The sequence below is a fragment of the Methylobacterium sp. WL12 genome (genome assembly GCF_008039475.1).
In the GTDB taxonomy this organism is placed as follows: domain Bacteria; phylum Pseudomonadota; class Alphaproteobacteria; order Rhizobiales; family Beijerinckiaceae; genus Methylobacterium; species Methylobacterium cerastii.
The window spans coordinates 1-13,671 of record NZ_VRUW01000033.1 but is presented as its reverse complement, the minus strand read 5'-3'; the positions used below and the strand labels follow the sequence as shown (position 1 = coordinate 13,671).

The 13,671-nt window shown below is 68.8% G+C and carries 15 protein-coding genes; 11 read left to right on the top strand and 4 right to left on the bottom strand.

All coding sequences use genetic code 11. From position 1 onward, the window contains the following. Positions 1-5 precede the first annotated feature (5 nt). Entirely contained in the window at positions 6-302 is a 297-nt protein-coding gene (locus tag FV226_RS14075; protein WP_147763398.1) for a DUF1203 domain-containing protein, read from the bottom strand. 46 nt (positions 303-348) lie between these two features. Here FV226_RS14075 and FV226_RS14070 point away from each other — a divergent pair. Beyond that, positions 349-1,154, top strand: a protein-coding gene (locus FV226_RS14070; protein WP_147763397.1) for an IS5 family transposase whose coding sequence is annotated in 2 segments (ribosomal slippage) — positions 349-676 and positions 676-1,154 — 807 coding nt in all. Because the reading frame shifts where the segments join, the coding sequence is not laid out codon by codon here. 2 nt (positions 1,155-1,156) lie between these two features. On the opposite strand, the gene FV226_RS14065 is transcribed toward FV226_RS14070, so the two are convergent. Beyond that, positions 1,157-1,336 carry a DUF1203 domain-containing protein gene (locus FV226_RS14065; protein ID WP_147763396.1) on the bottom strand — a complete coding sequence of 60 codons (180 nt, stop codon included), beginning with the start codon at positions 1,334-1,336 and terminating at the stop codon, positions 1,157-1,159. A 177-nt stretch (positions 1,337-1,513) separates the two neighbouring features. Between FV226_RS14065 and leuB the strand changes: the two genes are divergently transcribed. Then, positions 1,514-2,623, top strand: a complete 1,110-nt coding sequence (gene leuB, locus FV226_RS14060) for a 3-isopropylmalate dehydrogenase (RefSeq protein ID WP_147763395.1) — start codon at positions 1,514-1,516, stop codon at positions 2,621-2,623. A 90-nt stretch (positions 2,624-2,713) separates the two neighbouring features. On the opposite strand, the gene FV226_RS14055 is transcribed toward leuB, so the two are convergent. Beyond that, on the bottom strand, positions 2,714-3,118 hold the full coding sequence (locus FV226_RS14055) for a hypothetical protein (RefSeq protein ID WP_147763394.1): 405 nt from the start codon (positions 3,116-3,118) through the stop codon (positions 2,714-2,716). A 141-nt stretch (positions 3,119-3,259) separates the two neighbouring features. Next, entirely contained in the window at positions 3,260-4,102 is an 843-nt protein-coding gene (locus FV226_RS14050) for a hypothetical protein (RefSeq protein WP_147763393.1), read from the bottom strand. A gap of 321 nt (positions 4,103-4,423) precedes the next feature. Between FV226_RS14050 and FV226_RS14045 the strand changes: the two genes are divergently transcribed. The 9 genes from FV226_RS14045 to FV226_RS14010 all read left to right on the top strand — a co-directional run. Further along, entirely contained in the window at positions 4,424-5,458 is a 1,035-nt protein-coding gene (locus FV226_RS14045) for an aspartate-semialdehyde dehydrogenase (protein ID WP_147752713.1), read from the top strand. A 149-nt stretch (positions 5,459-5,607) separates the two neighbouring features. Continuing rightward, positions 5,608-7,404, top strand: a complete 1,797-nt coding sequence (locus tag FV226_RS14040; RefSeq protein ID WP_147763392.1) for a methanol/ethanol family PQQ-dependent dehydrogenase — start codon at positions 5,608-5,610, stop codon at positions 7,402-7,404. A 95-nt stretch (positions 7,405-7,499) separates the two neighbouring features. Next, on the top strand, positions 7,500-7,652 hold the full coding sequence (locus FV226_RS27995; protein ID WP_187277344.1) for a hypothetical protein: 153 nt from the start codon (positions 7,500-7,502) through the stop codon (positions 7,650-7,652). 257 nt (positions 7,653-7,909) lie between these two features. After that, positions 7,910-9,004 carry a hypothetical protein gene (locus tag FV226_RS14035; RefSeq protein ID WP_147763391.1) on the top strand — a complete coding sequence of 365 codons (1,095 nt, stop codon included), beginning with the start codon at positions 7,910-7,912 and terminating at the stop codon, positions 9,002-9,004. After that, the gene (locus FV226_RS14030; RefSeq protein ID WP_147763390.1) at positions 9,001-9,864 is read left to right on the top strand and encodes a hypothetical protein; all 864 of its coding nucleotides are present in this window, start codon (positions 9,001-9,003) and stop codon (positions 9,862-9,864) included. Before FV226_RS14035 ends, FV226_RS14030 begins: the two co-directional genes overlap by 4 nt. A 285-nt stretch (positions 9,865-10,149) precedes the next feature. Next, on the top strand, positions 10,150-10,935 hold the full coding sequence (gene rimP / locus FV226_RS14025; protein ID WP_147763389.1) for a ribosome maturation factor RimP: 786 nt from the start codon (positions 10,150-10,152) through the stop codon (positions 10,933-10,935). Positions 10,936-11,004: 69 nt separating this feature from the next. After that, a complete protein-coding gene (nusA, locus tag FV226_RS14020; protein WP_147754269.1) occupies positions 11,005-12,612 on the top strand; it encodes a transcription termination factor NusA in 1,608 nt (535 codons plus the stop codon). 43 nt (positions 12,613-12,655) lie between these two features. After that, complete coding sequence (locus FV226_RS14015; protein WP_147763418.1) at positions 12,656-13,465, top strand: RNA-binding protein; 810 nt, start codon at positions 12,656-12,658, stop codon at positions 13,463-13,465. Beyond that, positions 13,466-13,671 (top strand): translation initiation factor IF-2 associated domain-containing protein (locus tag FV226_RS14010; protein ID WP_147763388.1); only part of this gene is annotated, 206 nt, incomplete at its 3' end.

Below are 13,671 nucleotides of genomic sequence, written 5' to 3'. Positions count from 1 at the left end.
AAGCCTCACGCCGCGCGCTCGACACGGGCCAGCCAGCAGCCGGGCTTGGCCGTATGGATGTTGACGAAAACGCTGCGCGGATCGGCGAGCGCGCGTCGCAAAGGTCCCTCGACCTCGGCGCCCGCGCAGACGTGGCCGAGATCGTACAGGCAGAAATCCTCGGCATCGTAGGCCCGCACCGAGACGAGCGGGTTCGCGGCGACCGTCGGCGCGAGCGTATCGTCGGCTGCGAAGTGCGGACAGGCGTCGGCGTGCAGGAAGATCGGGCTCGGCGTCCAGTAGATGCCCCGCGGCTGCGGCAGCGCATAAGAGCGCGGGACAAAACCGCGTTGAGCGGGTTAGGCGGGCATGGACGCTCTTGTACCGGACGACCTCTGGGCGGTGATCGAGCCGCTTCTTCCATCCGAGCCGGAGAAGCCGAAGGGTGGTCGGCCGCGCTCTTCGGATCGGGCGGCACTGGCGGGCATCATTCTAGTTCTGCGCACGGGCATGCAGTGGAAGCATCTGCCGCGCTCCGATGTCGGCTGCAGCGGCAAGACGAGTTGGCGGCGGCTGGGCGTGTGGCAGGCAGCTGGCGTCTGGGCCGCTCTGCATCGCGTGATGCTGGAGCAGCTTCAGGATGCAGACGCGCTCGATTGGTCACGGGCCGCCCTCGACAGTGCGAGCCTGCCGGCGAAAAAAGGGGCTCTGCGACGGGGCCGAACCCGACGGATCGAGGCAAGCCGGGGACGAAGCGCCACCTCGTCGTGGACGCCAACGGCACGCCGCTCGGCCTGACGCTCACCGGAGCCAACTGCCACGACAGCCGCATGCTGGCCGCCACCCTTGATGCGGTGCCGGGCGTGCGCACAGGGCGTCGGGGTCGCCCTCGGCGCAGACCGGACAAGTTGCACGCTGACAAGGGCTACGATCATCGCCGGTGTCGAGGTGAGTGCCGGGCGCGCAGCATCACGCCGCGCATCGCCCGGCGCGGCATCGAGAGCAGCCAGCACCTCGGCCGCTATCATTGGATCGTCGAACGCACGCTGGCGTGGTTGGCTCGCTTCCGCCGGCTGACCATCCGCTACGAGCGACGCGCTGACCTCCACCTCGCCTTCACCACCCTCGCCTGCGCCCTCATCTGCCGAACTCAGGCCAAACGGTTTTGTCCCTAGCTCTAAGAGCCGAGCAGCATGGTTTCGCCGGGTTCGGCGAGGCGCAGGCAGTGCCGGCATGGGAATCCCTTGTGAGGCTCGGCAACCACCCGGTGCAGCGCGTTGCCGAAGTCGTCATGACCTGAGCATCGGAAGCGCTCCGCGGTCTCAGTCTTCATCGGGATACAGCGGAAGGCTTTCATCGGGGGCTCCTTAGGCCCCTACCGGACGCGATTGGTGCTCGCCCCGCACCCCGTTTCTTGCTGTCGTATCAGATCAGGCCGCGGGCGGTGTCCGAGGCGCTCGGCCCGAAACCTTGCCAAGCGCCGCGACCCCTCGCTACACCCCGCCGACCCTCCGCCCTCCGGAACGATCAGATCATGGCCACCTACAAGCTCCTGCTCCTGCCCGGCGACGGGATCGGCCCCGAGGTGATGGCCGGCGTCCAGACGGTGCTGGCGGCGCTCGCCGAGACCGGGCTCGCCCACTTCGAGACCGAGGCCGACCTCGTCGGCGGCTGCGCCATCGACGCCCACGGCAAGCCGCTTTCGGACGCGACGCTGGCCAAGGCGGATGCGGCCGACGCGATCCTGCTCGGGGCCGTCGGCGGCCCGAAATGGAACGGCGTGGCCTACGAGATCCGCCCCGAGGCCGGCCTGCTGCGCCTGCGCAAGGATCTCGGCCTCTTCGCGAACCTGCGCCCGGCGATCTGCTACCCGGCGCTCGCCGACGCCTCGGCGCTCAAGCGCGAGCTGGTCGAGGGCCTCGACATCATGATCGTCCGCGAATTGACCGGCGGCGTGTATTTCGGCGAGCCGAAAGAGATCACCACCCTGCCCGACGGCTCGAAGCGGGCGGTGGACACGCAGGTCTACACCACGGCCGAGATCGAGCGGATCGCCCACGTCGCCTTCGACCTGGCGGCCAAGCGCTCTGGGCGCGTCGCGTCGGCGGAGAAGCACAACGTGATGAAGTCCGGCGTCCTGTGGAAGGAGGTCGTCACCGAGGTGCATGCCCGCCACCACGCCGGCATCGAGCTCGAGCACGTGCTCGCCGACAACTGCGCGATGCAGCTGGTGCGGCGCCCGAAGCAGTTCGACGTGCTGGTGACCGACAACCTGTTCGGCGACGTGCTCTCGGACGTCGCGGCGATGCTGACCGGCTCCCTCGGGATGCTGCCCTCGGCCTCGCTCGGCGCGGTGGACGCCCGCGGCACCCGCAAGGCGCTGTACGAGCCGGTGCACGGCTCCGCCCCCGACATCGCCGGACAGGACAAGGCGAACCCGATCGCGATGATCGGCTCGCTCGCCATGTGCCTGCGCTACTCGTTCGGCCTCGGCGAGGCGGCCGACCTCGTGGACGGCGCGATCACCGCGGCGCTCGCCGGCGGCGCGCGCACGGCCGACATCGCCGGCGAGGGGTCGAAGGTCCTCGGCACGCGCGCCATGGCCGAGACGATCGCGGCTGAGCTTCGCACCCGCGCGGCCTGAGTAGCCAAGAACGCAAGCGGATAAGAACGAGAAAGGGCGCGCAGCCCTCGCTGCGCGCCCCCGATCGGTACAGGTGAGTTTCGGCCCGGCTTAGTACGGGTTGCCGTAGCGCGAGACGTAGGAGGTCGGATCGATCGCGTCGACGGCCGAGAAGTCGACGTTGCGGATCGCGCTCGACCGGGCGCCGATGAACGGGCCGTTGGTGATCGGATCGGGCAGGATGCCACCGCCGTAGCCGTCGTTGCGGCCGTAGACCGGGTTAAGCTGGTTCGACTGTGCGATCAGCACCGGGTTGGTGGCCGGGTTGCTCACCGAGCCGTTGCCGGGCTCGACCACGTTGCCGGCGTCGAGCCAGCTGCGCGGGCGGATGCGGATCGGCAGCGGGCGACTGACGCGGTAGCCTGGGCCGAACCCGTCCTGCGCCTGGGCCGGAGCGGTGAAGCCGAGGCTGGTGACGGCGAGGGCGCCCAGCAGGGCGATCTTGATCGAGCGCATGACGCACCTTGTTTGAATGCGGGTCTGGTATGGCGCCGAGAGATTAAGAATCCGGTGCCTGTTGCGCAGTAGACGCCCGAGCGCGGCCGTGGTTCCGGAAAAACGGCCGAGCTTACGTGTTTTGCCGCAATGTTGCCCCAATCACGCACGGGGCCGCTTCGGCGGAGGCGTCGTGCGGCGCGGCGCGATCGAGCCGGTGCGACCCGCCAGGTCCTGCGCCGAGAGCGCCCGGATCGGATCGCAGGCCGGATCGCGACGCGCCTCGGCCTCAGTGAAGACGGCGTCGATGGCGGGGTCCGCGCGCCCGTCCAGCGCGAGGCCGTCGAGGGCGCAGGCGAGCGCGCGCGGCTCGGGCGGTTGTCCCAGAGGCGCGCACAGCCAGCCGTCCACCCGAACCGGCCGGGCCTCCAGGGTGACGAAGCCGGTGCAGATCCGGCGCCGGTCGCCGGACAAGGTCGCCTCCAGCGTCTCGACCGCGCCGAACTTGGTGGCGACCCGCCCGCGGGCGCCAGTGCGGACCACCGCGAGGTTCGGACCCTCCGCCGCGCGCCGGGCTAGCGTCACGAACAGGCCGGGCTGCGGCTCGGCGGCGTCCCGCGTCAGGGTGAGGCGCAGGTGCGTCTCCTCGATCGCCGAAAAGTCGCCGCTTGCCAGCGTCTGCTCCTGCGGGTTGCGCGGCGGTTCGATCCGGACCGGCTCGCCGGCCCGGTCGAGGCGCAGGCGCCCGGTGCCGGCGGCCGGGGCGACCGGGCGGGCGTTCAGCGTCATGGCCGGGACGAAGGCGATGCCGAGATCGGTCGTCGTGACGGATGCCGGGGCCGGAGCGGGCGGATCGGCGGGCCGCTTGGTCTCGCGCGAGAACAGGCTCAAGGCGCCGATGACGAGCACGGCGCCGACGGCCCGGCCGGTGAAGGCGACGAGCCGCCACCGCCGCGGCGCGGGTGCCGCGGGGGCGAGGTCGGGGAACGTCTCGTCTGGGGCCATCGGATGCGGTCGCGCCTCGGGAAAGCGCCGGCACCATCCGCCTCGATCCCCTCCCCCCACCTTTCCAAGCCGGCCTCCGCGGCGGCGTTTCTCGTCACGCGGTGAATCGATCCTTGTCGCGGCCGACGGGCTTGGTCGCGCAGGGAGAAGCATGGCGGACGGGCCGAGGCATGACGCGACCGCCCTTGACAGGCGCGCGACCCCGGAGCCTTGCTCCTGCCTTCCGAAGGTCCTGCCTTGCGACGTCGCGGGGCCTACGGGTCATGGGCCGATGCGGCCGGCGGAGGCCGGGATCGCTGCACGGCAAGCGGAGTCTTCGAGATGGGTTACAAGGTCGCCATCGTCGGCGCCACGGGCAACGTGGGCCGCGAGATGCTGGACATCCTCGCCGAGCGGGCCTTCCCCGCCGACGAGGTCGTGGCGCTGGCCTCGCGCCGCAGCCAGGGCCAGGAGGTCTCCTTCGGCGACAAGATCCTCAAGGTCAAAGCGCTCGACACCTACGACTTCTCCGACACCGACATCTGCCTGATGTCGGCCGGCGGCGAGACCTCGAAGGAGTGGTCGCCCCGCATCGGCGCGCAGGGCTGCGTCGTGATCGATAATTCCTCGGCGTTCCGCTACGATTCGGACGTACCGCTGATCGTGCCCGAGGTGAACGCCGACGCGGTGGTCGGCTTTTCCAAGCGCAACATCATCGCAAACCCGAACTGCTCGACGGCCCAGCTCGTCGTGGCCCTGAAGCCGCTGCACGACGCGGCGACGATCAAGCGGGTGGTGATCTCGACCTACCAGTCGGTCTCCGGAGCCGGCAAGGACGCGATGGACGAGCTGTTCAACCAGACCCGCGCCGTGTTCACGGCCGGCGAGGTGAAGCAGGAGAAGTTCACCAAGCGCATCGCCTTCAACGTCATCCCGCACATCGACGTGTTCATGGAGGACGGCTACACCAAGGAAGAGTGGAAGCTGGTCGCAGAGACCAAGAAGATGCTCGATCCCAAGATCAAGCTCACGGCCACCGCCGTGCGCGTGCCTGTGTTCATCGGCCACGCGGAAGCCGTCAACGTCGAGTTCGAGCGCCCGATTTCGCCCGAAGAGGCGACCGCGATTCTGCGCTCGGCGCCCGGCATCCTGGTGATCGATAAGCGCGAGAACGGCGGCTACATGACCCCACACGAGGCGGCGGGCGAGGACGCCACCTACATCTCCCGCATCCGCGAGGACGCGACTGTGGAGAACGGCCTGAACTTTTGGTGCGTCTCGGACAACCTGCGCAAGGGCGCCGCCCTGAACACGGTCCAGATCGCCGAGCTCCTGATCAACCGCAAGCTGATCGGGCGGGACAAGAAGGCGGCCTGAGGGCTTCTTCACGCGTCGCTGTATCGCTGTTCGATCGAGCGCAGTCTCCGCAGGGAGGCTGCGCTTTTTCGTGGCCGACAGATCATGGCCTTTGCCCGTCGACAGAGGGGGGGCTGCCGCCACGCGATCCGATCGATAGAACGAGCCCGATGAAAATCCATCTACTCGCACTCGGCGCTGGTCTGGCGGTTGCCACCCCGGCCTTGGCTGAAGACCTGATGACGCATCTGGCGAACCCCGCCGAGCAGGTTCTTCAGACGGTCGACTACGCCAACACGCGCTATTCCAAGCTCGACCAGATCAACGCCGGCAACGTCAAGAACCTCCAGGTCGCCTGGACCTTCTCGACCGGCGTGCTGCGCGGCCACGAGGGCTCGCCGCTCGTCGTCGGCAACATGATGTACGTCCACACGCCGTTCCCGAACATCGTCTACGCGCTCGACCTCGACCACGAGGCCAAGATCGTGTGGAAGTACGAGCCCAAGCAGGACCCGTCGGTGATCCCGGTGATGTGCTGCGACACGGTCAACCGTGGCCTGGCCTACTCCGACAACGCCATCATCCTGCACCAGGCCGACACCACGGTCGTGTCGCTCGACGCGAAGTCCGGCAAGGTGAACTGGTCGGTGGTGAACGGCGACCCGAAGAAGGGCGAGACCAACACCGCCACGGTCCTGCCGGTGAAGGACAAGATCATCGTCGGCATCTCGGGCGGCGAGTTCGGCGTGCAGTGCCACGTGACCGCCTACGACGCCAAGACCGGCAAGAAGGTCTGGCGCGGCTACTCGATCGGCCCGGACGACCAGATGCTGGTCGACCCGGAGAAGACCACCCACCTCGGCAAGCCGGTCGGCAAGGATAGCTCGACCAAGACCTGGGAAGGCGACCAGTGGAAGACCGGCGGCGGTTGCACCTGGGGCTGGTTCTCCTACGACCCCAAGCTCGACCTGATGTACTACGGCTCGGGCAACCCCTCGACCTGGAACCCCAAGCAGCGCCCGGGCGACAACCGCTGGTCGATGACGGTGTGGGCGCGTAACCCCGACACCGGCGTGGCCAAGTGGGTCTACCAGATGACCCCGCACGACGAGTGGGACTACGACGGCATCAACGAGATGATCCTCACCGACCAGAAGGTCGGCGGCAAGGACACCCCGCTGCTGACCCACTTCGACCGTAACGGCTTCGGCTACACCCTGAACCGCGCCACCGGCGAACTCCTCGTCGCCGAGAAGTTCGACCCGGTCGTCAATTGGGCCTCCAAAGTCGACATGGACAAGGGCTCCAAGACCTACGGCCGGCCGCTGGTCGCCGAGGCCTACTCGCCCGAGCGGACCGGCGAGGACGAGACCACCGCCGGCATCTGTCCCGGCGCGATCGGGGCGAAGAACCAGCAGCCGGCGGCCTATTCGCACGAGACGCGGCTGTTCTACGTGCCGACCAACCACATCTGCATGAGCTACGAGCCGTTCCACGTCACCTACACGACCGGCGTGCCCTTCGTCGGCGCCACCGTCGGGCTGCAGCCGCCGCCGGGCGAGACCCGCACCGGCGCGTTCGTCGCCTGGGACGGCGTCGCGGGTCGGATCGCTTGGTCGAACCCCGAGCCGTTCTCGGTCTGGTCGGGCGCGCTCGCCACCGCCGGCGGCGTGGTCTTCTACGGCACGCTCGAGGGCTACCTGAAGGCGGTCGACGCGGCGACCGGCCGGGAACTCTACCGGTTCAAGACCCCGTCCGGCGTCGTCGGCAACGTGATGACCTACCGCCATCGCGGCCGCCAATACGTGGCGGTGCTCTCCGGCGTCGGCGGCTGGGCCGGCATCGGCCTGGCCGCCGGCCTCACCGACCCGGCGGACGGGGCTGGCGCGGTCGGTGGCTATGCGGCGCTCTCGGACTACACTGCGCTCGGCGGCCAGCTGACCGTCTTCGCCCTGCCCGAGCGCTGATGCGGCCGTCGCCGCAGTTCGTGGGTGAATTTCCCACATAATCCGGCAACATCCCCGTTGCAGGATGCCGCTCCCCTTCGAGGAGCCTCGATCCGATGCCTGATTCGCCAAGCGCACCCCGTCCGCCGCGTCCGCGCGACGTCGCGGTCGCGATCGTGCTGGTGGCCTGGGCGGTCGCCGTCGCGCGAACCGAGCGCGCGCCCTCGCCGACCCCACCGGTGGTATCCTACGCGGCGGCCTCGCGCTGAGACGACGCCCATGGAGTTCGCGCCGACCGGCTTCCGATTCGGGCGCCAAATGCCTTTGGTCGCATCGCGGCGACATGAGAGGCTCGCGCGAAAGCCGGGTCGGCGTCCGGCCCGCACCGGCTTTCGGGTGCGCACTTCGAACGCCGTTCCGTTCGCGGCACGGCGTCTCAAGGCACGCAATGGATAGGAAAATAAGATGGAAAAACCTGTTTTGTTCTGGTAATTGTTCCTAATCGTAGCCGATTCGGATCGATGCCATGGCGAGACAACCGAGGATTGGTGACGAGGTCCAGCAGCTGAAGGGGCTTCTGGCCGGGCTGTCCCTCGACACGAAGCTGCTCCGCCTGGAGCAGGTTTTGCGGCGGAAGGACTGGTCCGAGCAGCCACGCGCGCCGGCCGGGCAACCGAACGGCGGGCAATGGGTCGGCGACGGCGGCGGAAGTGGCGGTACCGTCGATCCGGACGTGCTGCGGCTGGTTAGGCCGCAATGGGCGCAGATGCCCGTGGCCGAGCCCGCTCAGAGCCGCGAAGACACCCGTTTGGACGACGGCACCCGCGTCCTCTCGATCCGCATCCGCGCGGGCCGGCGCGACTTCGACGAGCAGCATACGGTCACCGCGCCGGACGGCGAGAGCCGGGTCTTCGAGACCCTCGGCGCGACGCAGACGATCCGCGACGGCGTCTCCGGCGAGATCCTGGGCCGCAGCACCTTCACGGCAAACGGGGTCGAGCCGGACGCGACGGTGCAGCCCGCCTTCCTGCCGGCGGTTCCGCTCGCCCTGGCGGCCATTCGGGTCCTGCGGACGCTCGAACTCGCCGGTACGCTCTTCGCGACGCTTTCGGCGCAGCGGGGTCGCTACGGCACCGTCCTCGGCACCACGGCGCACGAGTTCCGTGGCGCCGAAGACTTCGAGCACATGCCGGCGATCTGGGTCGGCCCGCTCGACCAGGCATCCCTCGACGCCGCTTGCCCGAAGACCGGTGAGATCCAGACCCAGCTCGACGCGGTCGCCGCGGCGGTTCGACAAAGTGGTGCGTATCGAACGCCGCAAGCCGTCGGCACCGCGATTCACGTGCGGATGGATCGTTGGGCAAAAGCCCAAGACATCGAAAATTTCAAATCGGAGCTATCGATCCTTAAAAATGGAAAGGAAGGCACGTATGGTCAATCCGGCACGAGCCGCCTCGACCAGTACCATCTTCCTCAGCCGAACGTCGCCTGCGTCTATGACTATAAGACGGGACTTCGCGGCCTCAGCTGGTCCGATTGGGTGCGCTACGCCACCAGATCGAAGACGTATTTTCCGGCAACGCAGCGGATCATCGTCATACAGATGCGGGAGTCGCGATGACGACCAAGAAGCAGTTGGCTCGGCTTTTCCGGGACGTGGTGAAGCACAATCCGGATTTCGTCCAAGTGAACCCGCATGCGATCTGGATCCGCCCGATCCGTCATGCCATCGCACAGATCTTCATCCATCGCAGCAGCTCTGCGGATGTGTTTTGGCCCAGGTACAGTATCACGCCCTTGTACTGGGGTGGCGCGACCTGGGATTGGGATATCGGAAGTTTTTCCGAGGGATTTCGACGCGAGCCCCGACCGGCCCCCTTCACGCGGGACTACTTTCTCCAGCCCGATTACCAGCAGAGGCCGGAATTTCCCAAGCTCGCCGCGTGGGCGGCCACGGTCGGGGACTTCGCGTGGGCCGATCCCGAGATCGGCCGCATCTTCACGCGTGCGGTCGAGGAGCAGGTCCTACCGCTGCTGTGCCCGATGGCCTTGGACCACCATGCCTACCTCGACTTCTATCGCAGCCATATCGTCCCGAGCCTCGGCCTTTACGACCAGCAGCGCATGGCGATCGCCCTCGCGGCGGGCGCACTGGACGAGGCGCGCGAATACCTCGCCCGGATCTGGCGGTGGTACGAGAGCGACACCTACGGTGATTACGAGCCGCCGGAGGTCCTCGACTATCCCAAGCGCGGCGCGCGCACGCAGCGCGCCATCGAGGCTTGGGAGAAGGCCGGCCGCTGCACCGACTACCGGCGCCGCCGCCGCCGCATCCTCGAGATCGTCGAACCGCTGCGCGCCGACGACCGCGTGGCCATCGCGGCGATCCTCCACCGCTGGGAGGCCGAGGCGGCGCGCTTCCACGATGTCGAGCGCTGGTGGGAGCCGACGCCTTTTCCCATCGAGCAGGGGCTGACCTGAGCGACCGTCGATCCGACCCCGCAGGCGCCCATCTGCGGTCCGGGATCGCTCCGTGGCTCGTTCTCGGGGCGTCCGCCTGCGTCGGGCCGAGGCGATGCGGAGCATGAAGACGCTTGAATTCTGCGCGTTCACCCGCTAGAGCGTTCGTTATCAGTTCTGGTTGCAGTCGTGAGGCTGCGGTTCGGGAGTGGGCCCCACCGGGTCCGCTCTTTTTTATTGCCGCAAGCCTTGGTCGCCCCCGGCCGGAACGCCGCCCCGTCAGCGAGCCCGACCCTGAGCGCAGTCATGTCCGAGCCGTCCGCCGTCCCCTCGCCCGAGCCGACCGAGAAGCGTCTCGTCCGCGAGACCGGCGTCGCCGCGCGCGTGGCGCAGGTGATCGAGGGGCCGATCGAGGGCCTTGGATTCCGTCTCGTGCGGGTCAAGGTGTCGAGCGCCAACGGCTGCACCGTGCAGATCATGGCCGAGCGCCCGGACGGCTCGATGTCCATCGACGACTGCGAGACCGTGAGCCGCGCGATCTCGCCGATCCTCGACCTCGATGACCCCGTGGGCATCGCCTACTACCTCGAGATGTCCTCTCCCGGCATCGACCGGCCCCTGGTCCGGGTCTCGGACTTCGCCCGGTGGGCCGGCTACGAGGCCAAGATCGAGCTGTCCGTGCCCCTCGACGGGCGCAAGCGCTTCCGCGGGATCATCGGCGAGCCGGATGCGGCGACCCTCACCGTTCCGGTCGACCTGCCCGACGTGAAGGAAGGTTTTCCGAGCCGGGTCTCGGTGCCTCTGCGCGACCTGTCCGAGGCGCACCTCGTCCTGACCGACGACCTGATCCGGGAATCGCTCCGGCGCGGCGGCGGAACCCCGGAAGATCTCGACGCGGATTTCGACGGCGAGTCCGACGCGGACGACGGGGAGGAGGCGCCCCTGCCGCCCGCCCCGTTCCCGAAGCGGCAGAAGGCCTCCGCCAAGCCGAAGGCCGCCAAGCCGGTCAAGGCGAAGCCAGCCTCGGACGCGCCGAAGAAGCCCGTGACCACCAAGGCGGCCCGCCTCAAGGACCGCGACTCGCTTCACTAGAGCATCGCAGCCCAGCCCGCCCGCAAAGCGGCGCGCCGGAGCGGCACCCCAAGAGAAGGACCGACACAGATGGCCGTCGTCAGCGCCAACCGGCTCGAACTCCTGCAGATCGCCGACGCGGTCGCCCGCGAGAAGGTGATCGATCGCTCCATCGTCATCGACGCGATGGAGGAGGCGATCGCCAAGGCCGCGCGCTCCCGCTACGGCGCCGAGACCGACGTGCACGCCGAGATCGACAACAAGACCGGGGCGCTGCGGCTCTCCCGCCACCTGCTCGTGGTCGACCTTGTCGAGAACGACGCCCGCGAGATCACCCTAGACCAGGCCCGGCGCTACAATCCGGGCGCGCTCGTCGGCGACGTGATCTCCGACACCCTGCCGCCCTTCGACTTCGGGCGCGTCGCCGCGCAGTCGGCCAAGCAGGTCATCGTCCAGAAGGTCCGCGACGCCGAGCGCGACCGCCAGTTCGACGAGTACAAGGACCGCATTGGCGAGATCGTGAACGGCCTCGTCAAGCGCGTCGAGTACGGCAACGTCATCGTCGACCTCGGCCGCGGCGAGGGCATCGTCCGGCGCGACGAGATGATCCCGCGCGAGACCTTCCGCCCCGGCGACCGCATCCGCTCCTACCTGTTCGACGTGCGCCGCGAGGTGCGCGGGCCGCAGATCTTCCTCTCGCGCTCGCACCCGCAGTTCATGGCAAAGCTCTTCGGCCAGGAAGTGCCGGAGATCTACGACGGCATCGTCGAGGTGAAGGCGGTCGCCCGCGACCCGGGCTCGCGCGCCAAGATCGCGGTGATCTCGCGCGACGGCTCGATCGACCCGGTCGGCGCCTGCGTCGGCATGCGCGGCTCCCGCGTCCAGGCGGTGGTCGGCGAGCTCCAGGGCGAGAAGATCGACATCATCCCGTGGTCGGAGGACCAGGCCACCTTCATCGTCAACGCGCTGCAGCCGGCGGAAGTCGTCAAGGTGGTGCTCGACGAGGAGGCCGACCGCATCGAGGTGGTGGTACCCGACGACCAGCTTTCGCTGGCCATCGGCCGCCGCGGCCAGAACGTGCGCCTGGCCTCGCAGCTGACCGGCTGGGACATCGACATCCTCACCGAGGCCGAGGAGAGCGAGCGCCGCCAGAAGGAGTTCGCCGAGCGCACCACCGTGTTCATGGGGGCGCTGGATGTGGACGAGACCGTGGGCCAGCTGCTGGCCGCGGAAGGCTTCCGCAACGTGGAAGAGATCGCCTACGTCGACATCCAGGAGCTGTCCTCGATCCAAGGCCTCGACGAGGAGACCGGCGCCGAAATCCAGGCGCGCGCGCAGGACCACCTCGCCCGCATTGAGCAGGAGCACGACGACCGCCGCATCGAGCTCGGCGTCCAGGACGAGCTGCGCGAGATCGACGGCCTGACCACGCCGATGCTGGTCTCGCTCGGCGAGAACGACGTGAAGACGATCGAGGACTTGGCCGGCTGCGCCACCGACGACCTCGTCGGCTACACCGAAGGCCGCGGCCCGGAGGCCAAGCGCCACGCCGGCTACCTCGACGGCTTCGAGGTCTCCCGCACCGAGGCGGAAGGCATGATTATGGCCGCGCGCCTGCATGCCGGCTGGATCGACGCCCTGCCCGAGCCCGAGACGGCCGAAGGCGAGGCGGAGCCCGCCGAGGCCGAAGCGAACTGAAGGCGCGAGGTCCGGCGACATGATCCAGGCCGCGTCCGGCGACATGATCCAGGCCGCGCAGCCGACGGCTGACGAGGGCGTCGATGAGATCGCCCTCGACGCCGGGCCGAATCGCGGCCGTCAGGGTACGCTGCGCACCTGCATCGTCACCCGGACCGCGCAGGCGCCGGACGCGATGATCCGGTTCGTCCTCGGGCCGGACGGCGCCGTCGTGCCGGACCTGCGCGCGCGCCTTCCCGGCCGCGGCGCCTGGGTCAGCGCGCGCCGCGAGGACGTCGCGACGGCCGTGAAGAAGCGGGCGTTCAACCGGGCGTTCAAGACGCAAGGCGCGACCGCCGCCGCCGACCTCCCTGACCGGATCACCGAAGGCCTGCGGGCCGACCTGCGGCAGGCGATCGCTCTGGCCAACAAGGCCGGCTGCATCGTCACCGGCTTCACCAAGGTCGAGGCCGCGATCGGCGCGCAGCCGCGGGTCGCGGCCGTGATCCATGCGTCCGACGCCGCCGCCGACGGCCGCCGCAAGATCGCGGCGGCATTGCACAGGCGCCACGGCGATGCCATATCCCGCATACCGATCGTTGACGACTTGTCCGAAGACGAATTGGACATGGCCTTAGGTCGGGATCATGTGATACACGCTGCGCTCGTCGCAGGAGTCGGGGCCGCCGGCTGCCTGGCGCGTTGGCGTCGGCTACGCTCCTTCGAGGGCGTCGCCGCGGCGATCGAGGAGCGCGGATCCGCCGGATACGGCGGGGATGCTCCCCCTCTGCAAGACGATGCCGTGACGGATCAGGCCGGCGCTCCGCGGGTTGCCGGTTCACGCGACGATGGAAACCCTCAGGGTTCAGGCTGAATGAGCGACACGAATAATCCGGGCGACAAGACTCTGAGCAAGACCCCTGCGAAGCCGCTTTCCTTGAAGCGTCCGATCGAACAGGGGACCGTGCGCCAGAGCTTCTCCCATGGCCGCTCGAAGCAGGTCGTGGTCGAGACGGTGAAGCGCCGTGTCATCGGCGCGGCGCCGGCGCCCGTCGCCCCCATCGCGGCCCCGACCCGGGT

Excerpts from the sequence above, each read along its gene's own strand:
- FV226_RS14055 (WP_147763394.1), bottom strand. The coding sequence starts at position 3,118 with ATGCGCTCGATCAAGATCGCCCTGCTGGGCGCCCTCGCCGTCACCAGC.
- FV226_RS14045 (WP_147752713.1), top strand. The coding sequence starts at position 4,424 with ATGGGTTACAAGGTCGCCATCGTCGGCGCCACGGGCAACGTGGGCCGC.
- FV226_RS14035 (WP_147763391.1), top strand. The coding sequence starts at position 7,910 with ATGGCGAGACAACCGAGGATTGGTGACGAGGTCCAGCAGCTGAAGGGG.
- leuB (WP_147763395.1), top strand. The coding sequence starts at position 1,514 with ATGGCCACCTACAAGCTCCTGCTCCTGCCCGGCGACGGGATCGGCCCC.
- FV226_RS14050 (WP_147763393.1), bottom strand. The coding sequence starts at position 4,102 with ATGGCCCCAGACGAGACGTTCCCCGACCTCGCCCCCGCGGCACCCGCG.
- nusA (WP_147754269.1), top strand. The coding sequence starts at position 11,005 with ATGGCCGTCGTCAGCGCCAACCGGCTCGAACTCCTGCAGATCGCCGAC.
- FV226_RS14040 (WP_147763392.1), top strand. The coding sequence starts at position 5,608 with ATGAAAATCCATCTACTCGCACTCGGCGCTGGTCTGGCGGTTGCCACC.
- FV226_RS27995 (WP_187277344.1), top strand. The coding sequence starts at position 7,500 with ATGCCTGATTCGCCAAGCGCACCCCGTCCGCCGCGTCCGCGCGACGTC.
- FV226_RS14065 (WP_147763396.1), bottom strand. The coding sequence starts at position 1,336 with ATGAAAGCCTTCCGCTGTATCCCGATGAAGACTGAGACCGCGGAGCGC.
- FV226_RS14030 (WP_147763390.1), top strand. The coding sequence starts at position 9,001 with ATGACGACCAAGAAGCAGTTGGCTCGGCTTTTCCGGGACGTGGTGAAG.
- FV226_RS14015 (WP_147763418.1), top strand. The coding sequence starts at position 12,656 with ATGATCCAGGCCGCGCAGCCGACGGCTGACGAGGGCGTCGATGAGATC.
- rimP (WP_147763389.1), top strand. The coding sequence starts at position 10,150 with ATGTCCGAGCCGTCCGCCGTCCCCTCGCCCGAGCCGACCGAGAAGCGT.